Source organism: Streptomyces sp. SL06, assembly GCF_058244745.1.
Genome location: NZ_JBSYOT010000002.1, coordinates 1038804 through 1055543 on the forward strand (window position 1 = coordinate 1038804; position 16740 = coordinate 1055543).

Annotated in this window: 11 protein-coding genes and 1 pseudogene; all 12 read right to left on the reverse strand. The window is 72.4% G+C overall.

Annotation, left to right across the window (positions count from 1 at the left end; all coding sequences use genetic code 11):
- Positions 1 to 136 precede the first annotated feature (136 nt).
- The 12 genes and pseudogenes from AC4IHM_RS04635 to AC4IHM_RS04690 all read right to left on the reverse strand — a co-directional run bounded on the left by AC4IHM_RS04635 (position 137) and on the right by AC4IHM_RS04690 (position 16724).
- Entirely contained in the window at positions 137 to 1360 is a 1224-nt protein-coding gene (locus AC4IHM_RS04635) for a sugar phosphate isomerase/epimerase family protein (protein WP_490865805.1), read from the reverse strand.
- A gap of 113 nt (positions 1361 to 1473) precedes the next feature.
- Positions 1474 to 2871, reverse strand: coding sequence for an alkaline phosphatase family protein (locus AC4IHM_RS04640; protein ID WP_490865806.1), 1398 nt, complete (start codon positions 2869 to 2871; stop codon positions 1474 to 1476).
- Positions 2868 to 4043, reverse strand: coding sequence for a metabolite traffic protein EboE (eboE, locus tag AC4IHM_RS04645; RefSeq protein WP_490865807.1), 1176 nt, complete (start codon positions 4041 to 4043; stop codon positions 2868 to 2870). Before eboE ends, AC4IHM_RS04640 begins: the two co-directional genes overlap by 4 nt.
- Before the next feature lie 3 nt (positions 4044 to 4046).
- Positions 4047 to 4895, reverse strand: coding sequence for a TatD family hydrolase (locus AC4IHM_RS04650; RefSeq protein WP_490865808.1), 849 nt, complete (start codon positions 4893 to 4895; stop codon positions 4047 to 4049).
- Positions 4895 to 5632 (reverse strand): EboA domain-containing protein, encoded by a 738-nt coding sequence (locus tag AC4IHM_RS04655; protein ID WP_490865809.1) that lies wholly within the window; start codon positions 5630 to 5632, stop codon positions 4895 to 4897. The genes AC4IHM_RS04650 and AC4IHM_RS04655 overlap by 1 nt, the downstream gene beginning before the upstream one ends.
- A gap of 12 nt (positions 5633 to 5644) precedes the next feature.
- Positions 5645 to 6553 carry a sugar phosphate isomerase/epimerase family protein gene (locus tag AC4IHM_RS04660; protein ID WP_490865810.1) on the reverse strand — a complete coding sequence of 303 codons (909 nt, stop codon included), beginning with the start codon at positions 6551 to 6553 and terminating at the stop codon, positions 5645 to 5647.
- On the reverse strand, positions 6550 to 7530 hold the full coding sequence (locus tag AC4IHM_RS04665) for an SCO3242 family prenyltransferase (protein WP_490870762.1): 981 nt from the start codon (positions 7528 to 7530) through the stop codon (positions 6550 to 6552). The genes AC4IHM_RS04660 and AC4IHM_RS04665 overlap by 4 nt, the downstream gene beginning before the upstream one ends.
- 368 nt (positions 7531 to 7898) lie before the next feature.
- Positions 7899 to 9101, reverse strand: coding sequence for an inositol-3-phosphate synthase (locus AC4IHM_RS04670; RefSeq protein WP_490865811.1), 1203 nt, complete (start codon positions 9099 to 9101; stop codon positions 7899 to 7901).
- Between the two features lie 221 nt (positions 9102 to 9322).
- Complete coding sequence (locus AC4IHM_RS04675; RefSeq protein ID WP_490865812.1) at positions 9323 to 13039, reverse strand: ThuA domain-containing protein; 3717 nt, start codon at positions 13037 to 13039, stop codon at positions 9323 to 9325.
- A 264-nt stretch (positions 13040 to 13303) separates the two neighbouring features.
- Positions 13304 to 14302 (reverse strand): sugar phosphate isomerase/epimerase family protein, encoded by a 999-nt coding sequence (locus AC4IHM_RS04680; protein WP_490865813.1) that lies wholly within the window; start codon positions 14300 to 14302, stop codon positions 13304 to 13306.
- A gap of 19 nt (positions 14303 to 14321) precedes the next feature.
- The gene (locus tag AC4IHM_RS04685; protein WP_490865814.1) at positions 14322 to 15590 is read right to left on the reverse strand and encodes a Gfo/Idh/MocA family protein; all 1269 of its coding nucleotides are present in this window, start codon (positions 15588 to 15590) and stop codon (positions 14322 to 14324) included.
- Between the two features lie 86 nt (positions 15591 to 15676).
- Positions 15677 to 16724: pseudogene (locus AC4IHM_RS04690) on the reverse strand (substrate-binding domain-containing protein).
- Positions 16725 to 16740: the final 16 nt, after the last annotated feature.

A 16740-nucleotide genomic window follows, 5' to 3' on the forward strand; every position in this document is an offset into this window, starting at 1 on the left:
AGCGGCAGTCCGGGACGGGCAGCGACGCACCACTGGTGACTTGACGGTTACCCGGAGTCCGCTTCCGCGGCGCCGGGCCGGGCGGCCGTTGCCGGGCGCGTCCCGGGAACGGCCGCCGGGCCGGGGGTGCGTCGTCCTAGCGGCGCCGCTCGCGCAGGGCCGCCAGGTTGTCGTAGCTGATCTTGGCCTCCCGCAGCGACTGCGACGGGTCGGTGTCGCTGGGCGAGTTGTCGTCCTCGATCATCGGGTGGTGGTAGTCGCGCTGCCCCACCCGGGAGAAGAACGTCGTGTAGTCGATGACACCGGTACCGAAGGGCACCATGTCGTAGCCCATGCCGTTGGTGGTGCTGACGACGCCGTCCTTGGCGTGGAACAGCGGGTAGCGCCTGTTGTGGCGGACGACCAGGCCGGCCGGGTCGAAGACGTTCTTCCGGCTGGAGCCGTCGTGGGCGGTGTACGTGTGGAACTTGTACTGGGCGACGTGCGCCCAGAAGATGTCCATCTCCAGCCAGACCACCCTCGGGTCGGTGACCTTGAGGAAGTACTCCAGCTTCCGGATGCCCGAGCTGCGGGTCGGCCGGCCCTGGTCGTCCAGGGGGCCGCCGTCGAGCAGGAAGTCGTAGGCGCCGTCGTGGTTGTGGGTGTAGAGCTTGATGCCCTCGCGGTGGGCGATGGCTCCAAGCGCGTTCCACTTGTCGGCGGCCACGTCCCAGTCGGCGCGGTAGGAGCTGCCGGTGGGGTCGCCGCCGGTGCCCATGTGGTCCATGCCGAGGATGTTGGCGATCTCCAGGTGCTTCTTGAAGGTGTCCTTGTCCTCGGCGGTCAGCGGCCAGGAGGCCGGTATGAAGCCGTGGCTGCCCTGGGCGCGCAGGCCGTAGTCGTCGAGCCAGGAGCGCAGCAGCCGGGCGCCCTCGACGGACTCCAGACTCGCGCCGCCGGGTGCGTTGGCGTGCTGGTTGTAGCCGGCGAACTCCACCTGGCGGTAGCCGTGGCGGGCGAGCTGCTTGAACACCTCGCGGAAGCCGGAGGGCAGGTCGGAGGCGAGGGGGTCGCGGGCGGTGGCGTCGCGGACGGTGTAGAGGATGATGCCGCGCTTGTCGGCCGGGACGAGGAGCTGCCCGCCGTGGCCGTGTCCGTGCCCGTGTCCCTTTCCGTGGCCGTGGTCTCTGCCCTGGTCGTGGGCGAGGGCGGGGGACGCTCCGAAGACGGGGGCGGCGACGGCCGCGGCCGTCACGGCGGTGCAGGTGCTGAGGAAACGGCGCCGTCCCACACCGAGGCTGCGGCGCAGGCTCTCGTCCGGGCCGTCGGCGGCCGGGTCCGTGCCGGTGTCGGTGTGCGAGGGGTCGGTGAACGGGGTCACGGGTGCCTGCCTTCCGGGTCGTGGCCTGCCCCGATGCGGCTCGGGCGGGCCATTGTCAGTGCTGTGTGTTTCACTCTCGGTAGCTGGAATTCGGCGGTCGTAGCGGTGGTGCGTCAGCCGAGTCCGGCGAGCCGGAGCAGGAGTTGTTTCACATCGGTGGCCGCGACGCGGTCTCCGACGGCACGGGGGGTGGAGCAGATGAGGAGCGGACCGTCGTCGTCGCTCGCGGGGAGGCGGCCGTGGCTGCCTCGAATAGGTGAGGGGTCCAGGGGCACGACCGCCATGCGGTAGCGCATGCCGAGCTTCTTGCGGGCCAGGGCGGTGGCGGCCTTCACCTTGACGTAGGGGTCGAGCGGGTCCATGAACAGCTCGACCGGGTCGTAGCCGGGTTTGCGGTGGATCTCGACGAGCTGTGCGAAGTCGGGCGCGCGGTCGTCGTCGAGCCAGTAGTAGTACGTGAACCAGGCGTCCGGCTCCGCGACGGCGACGAGTTCACCGGCGCGCGGGTGGTCGAGGTGCTGGGCCTTCTTGCCCTCGTCGTCGAGGAGCCGCTCGATGCCGGGCAGTCCTTCGAGGGCGGTGCGGGCGGCGTCGAGGTCCTCCGGGCGGCGGACGTACACGTGGGCGATCTGGTGGTCGGCGACCGCGAAGGCGCGGGAGGCCATCGGGTCGAGGTACTCCATGCCGTCCTGGGTGTGCACCTCCAGCAGTCCGGCGCGGCGCAGGGCGCGGTTGATGTCCACGGGCCGGTTCACGGGGGTGATGCCGTACTCGGACAGCGCGACGACGGTACGGCCCTCGGCGCGGGCGTCGTCGAGCAGCGGGGCCAGCGCCGTGTCCAGGTCGGTGGCGGCCTTCAGGGAGCGTGGGTCGTCGGGGCCGAAGCGCTGGAGGTCGTAGTCGAGGTGAGGGAGGTAGCACAGCGTCAGGTCGGGATGCCGGGTGGCCGTGATGTGCCGGGTGGCGTCGATGATCCACTGGCTGGAGACCAGGTCCGCGCCGGGGCCCCAGAAGTGGAAGAGCGGGAAGGTGCCGAGTCTGTCGGTGAGTTCGTCGTGCAGGGCCGGGGGCCGGGTGTAGCAGTCGGGTTCCTTGCGGCCGTCGGCGTAGTAGACGGGACGGGGGGTGACGGTGATGTCGGTGTCGGCGCCCATGGCGTACCACCAGCAGATGTTGGCGACGGTGTAGCCGGGGTGCGCGCGGCGGGCGGCGTCCCAGAGCTTGTCGCCTGCGACGAGTCCGTTGTGCTGGCGCCACAGCAGGACGTCGCCGAGTTCGCGGAAGTACCAGCCGTTGCCCACGATGCCGTGCTCGGACGGGTGGGCGCCGGTGAGGAAGGTGGACTGGGCGGCGCAGGTGACGGCGGGCAGCACGGTGCCGAGCGGGGCAAGGGAGCCGGACCGGCCGAGCTTCTTGAGGTGGGGCATGTGGTCGAGAAGACGGGGGGTGAGACCGACAACGTCCAGGACGAGGAGGGGGGTCGGTCCGTCGGAGCGGGTGGGCCGGGTCATGGCAGTTCCTTGAGGCCGAGGTCCGTCAACAGGTCGCGGGCGAGGGTCAGCTCGGCGGCGATGCCGTCGGTGAGCTGGGCGCGGGCGCGGGGCCGCAGCTCGGGCGGGAGGGCCTGCCAGGTGTAGGTCTCGACCTCCAGATGGCGGGTGAGGGGGTGCGGGCCGCCGACGAGCCGGGTCAGTGCGGCCTTCAGTACGGAGAGCGTGGAGGTGAGGGGCGCGGCGGGGGCCGCGTGCAGGGGGACGTGGAAGTGGGCGCGCCAGGGCGCGGTGTCGGGCAGAAGTCCGCCGTCCGCGAGTGCCTCGTCGAGGTCGTCGGTGCCATGCAGGCCGGCGGTCGCGGTGGTGGTGCGGGTCTGGTGCAGGAAGCGGGGTTCGGCGAAGGCGGCGAGCGCTTCGCGGACCGCCGGGTCACGGGGGTGTTCGGCGTGCAGGGCGGCGGAGAGCTGGGACTTGACGACGGGGACACGGGCGGCGGTGAGGGCGTCCAGCGCGGTGTGCGGATCTTCGAAGGAGGTGGCAAGGTGGCAGGTGTCGACGCAGATGCCGATGCGTTCGTGGGCGATCGCGGTCAGCGGGGCGATGGCGTCGTGGGTGGTCTCGACGACGCAGCCGGGTTCCGGTTCCAGTCCGATGCGGATGGAGCGGCCGGTCAGTTCGTGGAGCGCGTCGAGGCGTTCGGCGAGGGTGACAAGTGCGGTGCGCGCCTTGTCGGCGCGGGTCTCGTCGTAGGCGGTGCGCCAGGCGAGCGGCAGGGTGGAGATGGTGCCGTCCGTGACGTCGTCGGGCAGCAGTCCGGCGAGGAGGCGGGCCAGGGAGGTGGTGTGGTCCAGGCGTTCGGGGTCGGCCCAGTCCGGTTTGTAGACGCGGTACTTGACCTCCTCGGCGCCGAAGCCCTCGTAGGGGAAGCCGTTGAGGGTGACGACCTCGAGGCCGCGCCGGTCGAGTTCGCCGCGCAGCCCGCGCAGCGCGGCGGGGTCGGTGACGAGGGCGTGGGCGGCGTCCCGGGCGAGCCACAGCCCGATGCCGAGGCGGTCGCGGCCCAGCCGCCGGCGGACCGGCTCGCAGTGGTCGCGGAGTTGGGCGAGGACGCCGTCGAGGGTCTCGGCCGGGTGGACGTTGGTGCAGTAGGCGAGGTGGACGGTGGAGCCGTCGGGATGCCGGAAGCGCATGGCTCACTCCCCGCCGCGCAGGATGGAGTTGCCCTCGTGCGTGGCGTCGGACTCGGTCACGTCGAGGTCCAGCCGCCCGCTGAGCCCGTAGAAGGCGACGGGGTTGCGCCACAGGACCCGGTCCACGTCGTCCTCCGTGAAGCCCTCGGCGAGCATCAGATCGCCCACCTTGCGGGTCTTGAGGGGATCACTTCTGCCCCAGTCGGCGGCGGAGTTGACCAGGATCTGTTCCGGGCCGTACTCGCGCAGGAGGGCGACCATGCGGGTCTCGTCCATCTTGGTGTCCGGATAGACGGAGAAGCCGAGCCAGGCGCCGCTGTCCTTGGCCTCCTTGACGGTGGTCTCGTTGAGATGGTCGACGAGCACCCGCTCGGTCTCCAGCGCGGACTCGCGGACCACGTCCAGGGTGCGGCGCAGCCCGGCGAGCTTGTCGCGGTGCGGGGTGTGCACGAGGGCGGGCAGTCCGTGGTCGGCGGCGAGCTGGAGCTGGGTGGACAGGGCCGTGTCCTCGGCGGGCGTCATCGAGTCGTAGCCGATCTCGCCGACGGCCACCACCCGGTCCTTGACGAGATAGCGGGGCAGTTCGTCGAGGACGGGCAGGCACCGGGGGTCGTTCGCCTCCTTGGGGTTGAGGGCGATCGTGCAGTGGTGGGCGATGCCGTACTGGGCGGCGCGGAAGGGCTCCCAGCCGAGCAGGGCGTCGAAGTAGTCGCGGAAGGAGGTGGGAGAGGTGCGGGGCTGGCCGAGCCAGAAGGAGGGCTCGACGACGGCGCGGACGCCGGAGGCGTGCATGGCCTCGTAGTCGTCGGTGGTCCGGGAGGTCATGTGGATGTGGGGGTCGAAGATGCGCATCAGGACTCCTTGCCGTGGGGGTCGGCCGTGCCGGGCGCGCAGGGCTCGGACTCGGTCAGGGCCAGGACGCGGTGGAGGTCTTCGGGGACGGTGCGGCCCGCGGCGGTGCGTTCGGCGGCGTAGTCGGCGAGCATGCGGGCGAGTTCGCCGTCGCCGCCGGCCCGGCGGGCGAGGTCCGCCACGCGGTCGACGGGGACGCCGGTGAACAGGCACTTGAGCACGGCGTGCCGCCACTGGTGGGCGTCGAGGTGCCGGCCGGCGTACGGGCCGAGGGCGGCGGCCACCAGCCGGGTGTCGTTGGTGCGCAGGGCGTCCTCGACGAGCGGGAGGGCGTGCGGGCCGGGCACGAGGTGGGGCAGCGCGTGCAGGACGGCGCGGCGTTCGTCGGCGGTGCCCTGGGAGTAGACCCGGGTCAGCGCGTCCGTGTCGGCGCGGGCGGCGTGCAGGACGAGGACGCGGGCGGCGTCGGCGTGGGCGGGGCCGCAGCGGCGGCCGGCCTCGGCGAGGCGCAGCTCCCACACGGAGATGGGGCCGTGGGTGCCGGGGTGGGCGGCGGCCTCGTCCAGGGCCTGGTCCAGCCAGGCGCGGGCGGCTCCGCCGAGTCGGGCGGTGAGGGCGGCGCGCAGTTCGGCGGGCGGGACGTGGGCGGGGGTGGTGCCCTGGGCGTCCTGCCCGGCGGGGGTGCCGTCCACGTCCTGGGGGTCGGGGGTGACGTGGGTGGCGGATGGCTGCGTCATGGGTGGCTCCCTTCAACGGGTGGCGCAGGGCTCGCCCGAGCGGTTCGTGAGGGGGGACGTTGCCGCGGCCCGGCGCAGGAAGGGGAGGGAGTGTGCGGCGAAGTGGGGGCCCGCGTGGGAGTGGCGGGGCAGTTCGACGACGGCCAGGCCCTGGTAGCCGGTGGCGGCGAGGGCCTTGAGGACGGGCGGGAAGTCGATCTCGCCGTCACCGAAGGGGAGGTGTTCGTGGACGCCGCGGCGCATGTCCTCGATCTGTACGTGGCGCAGCCAGGGGGCGGCGGCGCGTACGCAGTCGGCGGGAGGGAGGGGTTCGAGGCACTGGCAGTGGCCGATGTCCAGGGTGAGGCCGAGGTTGTCGGGGTCGCCGAGGGCACGGCGCAGGGTGTGGAAGTCGGCGAGGGTGGCGAGGAGGTGCCCGGGTTCGGGTTCCACGGCGAGGGGGACACCCGCGGTGGCGGCGGCCTCCAGGACCGGGGCGAGGGACTCGGCCAGCCGCTTCCAGGCCGTGTCCTCGTCCGTGCCCGCGGGGGTGATGCCGCTGAAGCAGTGCACGGCGTGGGCGCCCAGGTCCCCGGCGACGCGCACGGCGCGGACCAGGAGGTCGGCGCGGCGGGCGCGGTCCCGGGGGTCCGGGTCGAGCAGGGAGGGGCCGTGCTTGCGGCGCGGGTCGAGCACATAGCGGGCCCCCGTCTCCACCGTGACGCCCAGACCGAGCGCTGCCAGCCGGTGCGCGACCCGGCGGGTGCGGGCGGCCAGGTCGTCGGCGAGGGGGTCGAGGTGCATGTGGTCGAGGGTCAGCCCGACGCCGTCGTAGCCCAGGTCGGCGAGGAGGGCGAGGGCGTCGTCGAGACGGAGGTCGGCGAGGCCGTTGGTGCCGTAGCCGAAGCGGAGGGGGACGGGGGGCGGTGTCTGGGGGGTCATGTGATGCTCACCTTCCTCGCGAACTTCCGGCCCAGCGGGGCGAGGGCCGCGATCAGCACGGCGGTGGCCGGGCCGCCGGCACGGGCGGTGAGGGCGGCCTGTAGGGGGATGGTGGCGCGGATGCCGCCGCCGACGGCGCGTTGGGTGAGCGGGGGTGAGGGGTTGAGGGCGGCGTGGAGGTAGGGGCGGCCGGCGGTGGCGGCGTAGGCCGCGGCGAGGGCGGCCGTGAGTGCCGCGGTGGTCCGGTCGGGCGTGGGTCGGTGGGCCGCTCCGGGGAGCCCGTGTCCGGAAGCCTTCCGGGGGGCGGCGGTGGGGCCCGGCAGGGCGGGGGTGGCTGCTTCCCCCCGGCCTGCCGGGAGTCGGGTGGGGATGCGGAGCGCCTGGCGGGCCAGGAGGGCGGTCGTGGCGAGGGCCGCCAGGGGGGCCAGGGACGAGCCGCCCCGGGTCTCCTCGCGGGAGACGGCGGTGACCGCGAGGGTGTGGGTGCCGAGCAGCGCAGCGGACGGCACCGCCGCGCGGAGGTCGCCGCCGGTCGCCGCGGCACCCAGCAGCAGGTCGAGGCCTCGGGCGGCGGCCATCGCCGGGGGCCCGGCGGGCGTGTGCTTCAGGGTGAGGTCGTACGCCCATACGGTCGCCGCCAGCGGTACGGCGACGGCCACGGCGGGGCGTCCGGCGCGGGCCGCGAGGGCAAGGCCGGCCGCGGTCAGCCCGCAGGCCGCGGCGAGGGCGGCGGCCGGGCGGACGCGGCCGGACGGGATGGGCCGGTGCGGGCGTTCGGCGGCGTCCTCCGCGCGGTCCGCCCAGTCGTTGAGCGCCATACCGGCCTCGTACAGGCAGACGGAGGAACCGACGGCGAACAGCGCGCCGGGCCCGGCCCGTCCCCCGGCCACCGCCGCACCGGCGAGAACGTCGCCGGGGACGGTGAACAGGGCGGGCAGCCGGAGGAGTTCGCCCCAGGCACCGACGCGGGCGCGGATACGCGGACGACGCCCGCCCGCGCGGCAACCGTCCCGGTCCCGGGCCTCCACGTCCCCGTCCCGGGCTTCTCTGTCTGCGGACCGGCCCTCCACGTCCCGGTCTCGGCCCTCGCTGCCCCTGGACCAGGCCTCAGCGCCCCGGTCCAATGTCTCCACGTCCCCGTCCCGGGCCACCTCGCCCCGAGGCCGGCTCTCCCTGTCCCGGTCGCGGACCTTCGCGCCCCCGTCGAGCGCCTCCACGTCCCCGTCCCGGGCCTCTGCGCCTCGATCCTCCGCGCCCCGGTCCCTGGCCTCCGCCTCCCGGGACCCCGAGGCGGCGGACCCGGGCATGGCCGGACGGGGCGGTGGGGGCGTGTTCGGTGGGCGGTTCATGGGTGGGTCCCGGGGGTGGGGGTGGACGCTTGGTGGTCGGTTCGGGTGTCGGGCTTCGGGTGGGGTGCCGGGGCCGAGCCCCGCAGTTCCTCGGCGAAGCGCAGCAGTTCCGTGTGCTGTTCCGTGAGGCCCGACGGGCCGTCTCCCACCGGGTCCTTGAAGTAGAAGCCCAGTTCGCGCAGTGGGCCGGACCGGCCCGTCTCGTGGGCGCGGGCGGTCAGGCGGGCCAGGTCGAGCACGAGGGGCGCGGCGAGGGCGGAGTCGCAGCCCTGCCAGGTGGTCTGGAGGTACATCCGGGCGCCGAGGAAGCCGTCGAAGGCGATGTGGTCCCAGGCGGTCTTCCAGTCGCCGAGGGCGGGCACGTCGTCGATGTGGACCTCGCCCTCGACGGGCGCGCCGAGGGTGTCGGCGAGGACGCGTTCCTTGCCGGCGTTCTTCGCCGCCGCCGCGGCCGGGTCGGCGAGGGCGGCGCCGTCGCCGCCGCCCAGGAGGTTCGTCCCCGACCAGGCCCGCACCGCCAGCGCCCGCTGCGTGAACATCGGGCCCAGCACGGAGCGCAGCAGCGTCTGGCCGGTCTTGCCGTCGCGGCCGGCGTAGGGGAGGCCGCTCCGCGCGGCCCGTGCGGCCAGTGCCGGGTGGTGCAGACCGGTGGACGGGGTGAAGTTGACGTAGGGGCACCCGGCGCGCAGGGCCGCGGCCGCGTACAGCGAGCTGGCCGGGAGGGTGCGGCCGGTCGGCGCGGGCTCGGTGGAGGCCACGTTCACCACCACGGCCCGGTCGGCTCCCGAGCGCCGTACGAAGTCGGTGATGTCCGCGGCGAAGGCGGCGATCAGCTCCTCCTCGTCGCGGGTGTCGCCGGGCAGTGGGCCGCCGGGGCGGATCTCGCGGTCGGCGGCGGCCAGTTCGGCGTGCACGGCGGAGGGCAGGCCGGGCGGCAGCACGCCGCCCGCGGCCAGGGCCTCGGCCCGCTTGGGCAGGGGGCAGTCCACGGTGTCGTGGCCGCCGAAGACGAGGGACGACAGAGCGGGCAGGCCGGTGCCGGCGAAGTCGGGGGTCTCGGTGGCCATGCCGGTCGGCGGGTGCAGCCCCGCCGTCATGGCGGCGCAGCCCGCCACCACCGTGGTGGCGACGGAGCCGCGGGCTCCGATCAGCCAGACGCCGGTGCGCGGGCCATGGGAACCAGAGGGGGACGCGGACATGGGCAGCCTCCTTGTCGAGCGCGTCGAACACACACAAGCAGTCGTGCGTACAGCGGTCGTGCGTACAGCGGTCGTGCGTGCAGCAGCCCGCGCACGGCGGCCGTGCGCTCAGCAGTCGCGCACGGCAGCCGCACCCAAGCGGTCGAACTGCCGGAGGGGTTGGTGCGAGGTGACGGCGGGCGGAGGTCCGGCGTCCTCCGCCCGCCGCCGTTCTGGTCGCCCTAGGAGGGCAGTTCCTTGAGCTGGATGTTGCGGAAGGAGACATGGTCGTCGGGGCCGTGGTTCTGGAGACCGATGTGACCGTCGGTCAGGCTCCGCTCGGGGTCCCGGTTGGTGAAGTCGTTGATCTTGACTCCGTTGAGGAACACCTGGAGGCGTTCGCCCTGGACCTTGATCTCGTAGGAGTTCCACTGGCCGGGCGGACGCAGGACCTGGTCACGGGCCTTGATGTTCGCCGCCTGGAACGTGTAGATCGAACCCGTGGTACGGTCCGCCGCGTCGGTGGCGTCGATCTGGACCTCGTAGCCCCTGTCCACCGCGGACCAGGGGTCGTCGGAGGCCGGGAAGCCCACGAAGACACCGGAGTTGTCGTCGCCCCGCATCTTCCAGTCGAGCTTGAGGGAGTACGACTTCAGCTCCTTGGCCTGGTACCAGAGCAGGCCCATGCCGCCCTGGGTCTCCAGGGTGCCGTCCTTGATGTCGAACCCGCCGGGGCCGGCCTGCTTCCAGCCCTCAAGGGTCCGGCCGTTGAAGATGTCCCGGTAGCCCTTGGCCGGCTTGCAGTCCGCCTTGACCTGGCCGGTGGCGTACTGCATGCCGCCGAGCAGATGGCCGCGGAAGGCCTCGTCGGCGTAGGACTCCTTGGTGTGGCCGAGGCCCGTGTAGAAGGAGCGTCCGCCCTCGTAGGTCTGGCACCAGGCGATCGGGTGGTCGCCCTTCATGGTGCCGCCCTCGTAGGTGGTCTCGTCGAGGGTGGCGAGGACCTTGGCCTGCTCGCGCGGGTTGGTGCGGTAGTTGTACAGCTCGTCGGTGTGCTCCCAGGCGTCGTCGAGGTGCGCGGTGGCCGGGTGCTCGTGGTCCTCGACGCGCACGGTGGCCTTCTGGATGTCCGGGTGCGAGTCGAAGTAGGCGCCGACGAGGCCGCCGTAGAACTCCCAGTCGTACTCGGTGTCGGCGGCGGCGTGGATTCCCATGTAGCCGCCGCCGTTCTTGACGTAGTTCTCGAACGCCTGCTGCTGGTCGGTGTTGAGGACGTCACCGGTGGTGGACAGGAAGGCCACCGCGTCGTACTTGGCGAGGTTGGTGGTGGTGAACTGTCCGGCCTCCTCGGTGGCGTCGACGCTGATGCCGGCCGGGGCGCCCAGTTCCTTGAGGGCGGCGATGCCCTCCGGTATGGAGTCGTGCCGGAAGCCGGCCGTCTTGGAGAAGACCAGGACGCGCTTGCCGGCCTTGAACGGCTCGCTGGAGAACTCGAAGTCGTCCACGTCGTACAGCGCGCCCTCGCCGCCCCTGAAGACCAGGTAGATGTCGGTGGTCTTCTTCGGCAGCGCCCGCAGCGGCACGTCGACGTTCTGGAACGTCTCCCAGCTGCCGGTCGGCGGGATGTACGCCGAGCCGTGCAGTGTGCCGTCGGGCGAGCCGGTGCGCAGCTCGATGTAGCCGCCGGCGCCGCCGGAGGAGGCCCGCACCGTCAGCTTCTTCTGGCCGTCGAACCGGTAGGGGCTGAAGGAGATCCAGTCGCCGTCCTCGATGTCGCCGACGGTCTTGCCGCCGTTGGCGCCGTCCTTGTCGTACGTCTTCACGCCCGACTGGGTGGTGAAGTGCTCGGCCTGGCGGTGCAGCGGCTGGAGAACGGTGCGCGCGGTACCGGTCAGGGCCTCCTGTCCGTTGGCCCCGCCGTCGGTGTAACTGGCTCCGACGACACCGTAGATGTTGGCGTTGGGGTCGTGACCGCCGTCCCCGGCGGGCGGCTTGAGGGTGCCCTCACAGCCGGTCTCGCTGGTCAGCTCGTGGGCGTGGGAGTCGTGGCCGAGGCTGTAGACGACCTTGACCCTGGAGCAGTCGACGCTCTCCTCGGGGTCGGTGACGGTCACCTTGAACGGCACGGGTTCGCCGAAGGCGGCCAGGGTGCCGTTGCCCGGGACGTCGATCTTCACCGTGGGCTCGGTGTTGCCGACGACGATCCGGACACTGGCGTTGCCGGTGTTGCCCTCGGGGTCCGTCGCGGTGAAGGTCGCGGTGTAGGTGCCGATCTTCTTGTACTGGTGGGTGGGGGTGAGGCCCTCGCCCGTGGTGCCGTCGCCGAAGTCCCAGGCGTAGGTGAGGTCCGGGGAGTCGGCGTCCTTGGCGGAGCCGGTGAAGGCGACCTTCAGACCGGCCGCGCCGGATGTCTTGTCCGCGCTCACTCCGACGATCGGGGAGAAGCCGTCCTGGGCGTTCTCGATCCGGTACAGCCCGGAGTTCTCGTCGCCCTGGAACCAGGACAGGCCGTAGTCGAGGACGTAGAGCGCGCCGTCGGGGCCGAACTCCATGTCCATGATCTGGGTGCCGGTCCACGGGAATTCGTTGATCTTCGTGACCGCCCCGTCCTCGGTCTGCTCGATCCGCTTGATCCACTGGCGGCCGAACTCGCCGGCGAAGAAGTCGCCGTCGTACTCCTCGGGGAACTTCACCTTGGAGTCGAGGTCGGGGTCGTAGCGGTAGACCGGGCCGCCCATCGGGGACTCGGAGCCGCTGCCGAACTCCGGTACGGAGCCGCCGTCGTAGGGGATCCAGGCGGGCTGGGCGGGCGGCAGGTCGGTGAGTCCGGTGTTGTGCCGGGACGTGTTCTTCGGGGCGTCGCAGTCGAAGGTCTCGCCGGAGGCACCGGTGGCGAAGTCGTAGTCGACGTACGGGTCGTTGTCGCCGGTGCAGAACGGCCAGCCGAAGTTGCCGGCCTCGGTGACCCTGGCGAACTCGACCTGTCCGGCCGGGCCCCGCTTCGGGTCGGCGGCGCCGGCGTCGGGGCCGTAGTCGCCGACGTAGACGATGCCGGTCTGCTGGTCGACGCTGATGCGGAAGGGGTTGCGGAAGCCCATCGCGTAGATCTCGGGACGGGTCTTGTCGGTGCCGGGCTCGAAGAGGTTGCCCTCGGGGATGGTGTACGAGCCGTCCTCGGCGACCTTGATGCGCAGGATCTTGCCGCGCAGGTCGTTGGTGTTGCCGGAGCTGCGGCGGGCGTCGAAGGCCGGGTTGCGGTCCGGGCGTTCGTCGATCGGCGTGTAGCCGTCGGAGGCGAAGGGGTTGGAGTCGTCGCCGGTGGAGAGGTAGAGGTTGCCCTCGGCGTCGAAGGCGATGTCGCCGCCGACGTGGCAGCAGGTGCCGCGGGAGGCCGCGACGTCCAGGACCTTCTTCTCGCTGGCCGTGTCCAGCGTGCCGTCGGTGCCCAGGACGAAGCGGGAGAGCCGGTTGACGCCGTCGAACTCGGCGAAGTCCTCGGCGGTGCCGTTCTCCGGGGCGTCGCCCGCGGGGGTGTCGAGCGGCGGGGCGTAGTAGAGGTAGATCGCCCGGTTGTTCTCGAAGTCCGGGTCGATGCCGACGCCCTGGAGGCCCTCCTCGTCGTGGTTGTAGACGGGGATGCGGCCGGCGACCTTGGTGACGCCGCCCTCGTCGGTGAGGCGCAGTGTGCCGTCGCGTGCGGTGTGCAGGACGCTGCGGTCCGGGAGGACGGCGAGGGACATCGGCTCGCCGGTCTCGGGCTCGCCCTTGGCGAGCGGTACCTGCTGGAACTGCCCTTCGGCCGCGGCCGGTGCGTCGTCGTGCTCCGGGTGGCCGGGGTGGGCGCCGGCGACGGTCGCCGGGGTGCCCACGGCCAGCATCAGGCCGGTGAACAGGGCGAGGGCGGTGCGAATTCTGGGACGCCTCGTGGTGCCGGTGCTCTTGAGTCTGGTTCTGTGCACGAGTCCCTCCGGGAACGGGGATGGGCCGTACTTGGGTGGGTGCGAAGACGTGCGGTGCGGGCGCCGGGGTGCGCCGTCACCCCGGAGGCGTGAGTGTCCTGAACACTTCAGGGACGGTAACTGCGTTCTTCCTGGACCAACACCCCTTGCGTCAGGATTTGTTGAACTTCTTCCCAACTCGGGACAAAGCGGGATTCGGGCAGGCCGGACCGGGGACCGGCAAAGGTTCCGGTCCCCGTTCCGGCCTGCGGCCGGGTGCGCGGGTCAGCTGTTGAACGCGGCGTCGAAGGACGCGGTGGGCGGCTCGAAGTCGAAGGCCTTGAGCCGGGTGAGGGCCTCGGGGGCGCCTTGCAGCCGGTCCATTCCGGCGTCCTCCCACTCGACGGAGACGGGCCCCTGGTAGTCGATGGAGCGCAGCATGCGGAAGACGTCCTCCCAGGGGACGTCGCCGTGGCCGGCCGACACGAAGTCCCAGCCGCGGCGCGGGTCGCCCCACGGAAGGTGGGAGCCGAGCCGCCCGTTGCGTCCGTCGAGGCGCTTGCGGGCCTCCTTGCAGTCGACGTGGTAGATCCGCTCGCGGAAGTCCCACAGGAAGCCGACCGGGTCGAGGTCCTGCCACACGAAGTGCGAGGGGTCGAAGTTCAGGCCGAAGGCGGGCCGGTGTCCGACCGCCTCCAGGGCGCGCCGGGTGGTCCAGTAGTCGTAGGCGATCTCGCTGGGGTGGACCTCGTGGGCGAACCGGACGCCCTCGGCGTCGAAGACGTCGAGGATCGGGTTCCAGCGGTCGGCGAAGTCCTGGTAGCCGCGCTCGATCATCGACTCGGGGGCGGGCGGGAACATGGCGACCAGGTGCCAGATGGCCGACCCGGTGAAGCCGACGACGGTGTCGACGCCGAGCCGGGCCGCGGCCCGTGCGGTGTCCTCGATCTCGGCCGCGGCGCGCTGCCTCACGCCCTCGGGGTCGCCGTCCTGCCAGATGCGGGCGGGCAGGATCGCCTCGTGGCGTTCGTCGATGATGGCGTCGCAGACCGCCTGGCCGACCAGGTGGTTGGAGATGGCCCAGCACTTGAGGCCGTACTTGTCGAGCAGTTGGTGGCGGGAGTCCACGTAGGAGGGGTCGGCGAGGGCCTTGTCGACCTCGAAGTGGTCGCCCCAGCAGGCGAGTTCGAGGCCGTCGTAGCCGAAGTCGCGGGCGAGGCGGCAGACCTCCTCCAGCGGCAGGTCCGCCCACTGGCCGGTGAAGAGCGTGAAGTTGCGCGGCATGTCGCTGCCAGCCTCCTCGTCAGGGGGTGATCGGGGTGTAGACGGAGTTCTTCTCGGCGCTCTCCTCCACCGCCGCCAGGACGCGCTGCACCTGCAGTCCGTCGGCGAAGGAGGGGTCGGGCACGGTGCCCTCGGCCACGGCGTGGACGAGGTCGCGCGCCTGGTGCACGAAGGTGTGCTCGTAGCCCAGTCCGTGGCCCGGCGGCCACCATGCCTCCAGGTAGGGGTGTTCGGGTTCGGTGACGAGGATCCGCCGGAAGCCGGCGTGCTCCCCCGGCTCCGTGGCGTCGTGGTACGACAGCTCGTTGAGCCGCTCCAGGTCGAAGGCGAGCGAGCCGCGCTCGCCGTTGAGTTCGATGCGCAGGGCGTTCTTGCGGCCGGTGGCGTACCGGGTGGCCTCGAAGGAGACCAGGGCGCCGGAGGCGAGGCGGCCGGTGAACACGGCGGCGTCGTCCACGGTGACCCGGCCGGTGACGCCGTCCGCCGAGTCCGCGGAAAGGCCCCGGGGGGCACCGGCGGGCAGCGGTCGTTCGCGTACGAAGGTCTCGGTGAGGGCGCAGACGCCCGCGATCCGCTCCCCCGTCAGGTACTGCGCGAGGTCGACGATGTGCGCGCCGAGGTCGCCGAGGGCTCCGGAGCCGGCCAGTTCCCTGCGCAGCCGCCAGGTCAGCGGGGCCTTCGGGTCCGCGAGCCAGTCCTGGAGGTAGGTCACGCGCACGTGCCGCAGCCGGCCGACCCGGCCCTCGGCGACCATGCGCCGGGCCAGCGCGGTGGCCGGCACCCGGCGGTAGTTGAACCCGACCATCGCCAACTGGCCGCGCTCCGCCGCTTCTTCGGCGGCCCGGGTCATCGCCTCCGCCTCTTCGACGGTGTTGGCGAGGGGCTTCTCGCACAGGACGTGCTTGCCCGCGGCGAGCGCGGCCAGGGCGATCTCGGCATGGCTGTCGCCGGGCGTGCAGACGTCGACGAGGTCGATGTCGTCCCGTTCGACCAGGGCCCGCCAGTCGGTCTCGGTGCTCGCCCAGCCGTGCCGGTCGGCCGCGGCCCGGACGGCGTCGGCGTCGCGGCCGCAGATCGCGGCCAGTACCGGGTTGAGCGGCAGGTCGAAGACCCGGCCGGCGGTGCGCCAGCCCTGGGAGTGTGCGGCACCCATGAAGGCGTAGCCGACCATGCCGACGCGCAGTGGCTCTCTGGTCGCGGATGCCCCCGTCGCCCCGGTCCCGGCGGCTGTCTCCCCGGCCCCGGACCCGGCGTCCCCGGCCTCCCCGGGCTGCTGCGGCTGTCCCATGCGGATGTCCTCCTCGTCGTGGTGGCGCGGTGGGGTCGGGCCCCGCCCCGGCCCGGCTGGTCAGGCCGTTCGCGGGGCGAGGGCCCTCACTTGAAGCCCGTGGACATGTACTGGTCGACGTTCTCCCTGTCGACCACGGCCGAGTAGCAGGTGACGGTCGAGGGGATCTCGAACTCGGCGAGCCCGGCGATGCCCTTGCCCTGGCCGAGGGCGCGGGCCAGGTCGATCGCGGAGGCGGCCATGGTCGGCGGGTAGAGCACGGTCGCCTTCAGTACGCCGCTGTCCGCCTTGATGGCCTGGAAGGCGGAGAGCGCGCCCGCGCCGCCGACCATCAGGAAGTCGTCGCGCCCGGCCTGCTCGATGGCGCGCAGGGCGCCCACGCCCTGGTCGTCGTCGTGGTTCCACAGGGCGTCGAAGTTCGACTGGGCCTGGAGCAGTTGGGCCATCTTGGCCTGGCCGGACTCGACCGTGAACTCGGCGGCCTGGCGGGCCACCTTCTTGATGTTCGGGTAGTTCTTCAGGCCGTCGTCGAAGCCCTGGCTGCGCTGCTTGGTCAGTTCGAGGTTGTCGAGGCCGGCCAGCTCGATGACCCGGGCGTCGGGCTTGTCCTTGAGCTTCTCGCCGATGTAGTGGGCGGCGTTGAGGCCCATGCCGTAGTTGTCGCCGCCGACCCAGCAGCGGTAGGCCTGCGGGCTGTTGAAGATGCGGTCGAGGTTGACGACCGGGATGCCGGCCCGCATCGCCTTCAGGCCGACCTGGGTGAGCGCCTTGCCGTCGGCGGGCAGCACCACGAGGACGTCGACCTTCTTGTTGATGAGGGTCTCGATCTGGCCGATCTGCTGCGCGGTGTCGTTGGAGCCCTCGGTGACCTCCAGGGTGACGTTCCGAGTACTTCTCGGCGCGCTTCTTGGCGTTGTCGTTGATGGCGTTGAGCCAGCCGTGGTCGGCCTGCGGGCCGGCGTAGCCGACGGTGACCTGCTTGCCGGGCTTGTCGTCGGCGACCGGCCGGTCGTTCGCGGCGGCCTTGTCCTCGCCGTCGTCGGAGTCGTTGCTCGTGCATCCCGTGAGGACGGCACCGGCGGACACGGCGGCGGCTCCGAAGAGCAGCCCTCTGCGACTCGTGAGCTTCGTCATGACGGTGAACCCTTTC

Excerpts from the sequence above, each read along its gene's own strand:
- AC4IHM_RS04670 (WP_490865811.1), bottom strand. The coding sequence starts at position 9,101 with ATGTCCGCGTCCCCCTCTGGTTCCCATGGCCCGCGCACCGGCGTCTGG.
- AC4IHM_RS04640 (WP_490865806.1), bottom strand. The coding sequence starts at position 2,871 with ATGACCCGGCCCACCCGCTCCGACGGACCGACCCCCCTCCTCGTCCTG.
- AC4IHM_RS04650 (WP_490865808.1), bottom strand. The coding sequence starts at position 4,895 with ATGCGCATCTTCGACCCCCACATCCACATGACCTCCCGGACCACCGAC.
- AC4IHM_RS04660 (WP_490865810.1), bottom strand. The coding sequence starts at position 6,553 with ATGACCCCCCAGACACCGCCCCCCGTCCCCCTCCGCTTCGGCTACGGC.
- eboE (WP_490865807.1), bottom strand. The coding sequence starts at position 4,043 with ATGCGCTTCCGGCATCCCGACGGCTCCACCGTCCACCTCGCCTACTGC.
- AC4IHM_RS04655 (WP_490865809.1), bottom strand. The coding sequence starts at position 5,632 with ATGACGCAGCCATCCGCCACCCACGTCACCCCCGACCCCCAGGACGTG.
- AC4IHM_RS04680 (WP_490865813.1), bottom strand. The coding sequence starts at position 14,302 with ATGCCGCGCAACTTCACGCTCTTCACCGGCCAGTGGGCGGACCTGCCG.
- AC4IHM_RS04685 (WP_490865814.1), bottom strand. The coding sequence starts at position 15,590 with ATGGGACAGCCGCAGCAGCCCGGGGAGGCCGGGGACGCCGGGTCCGGG.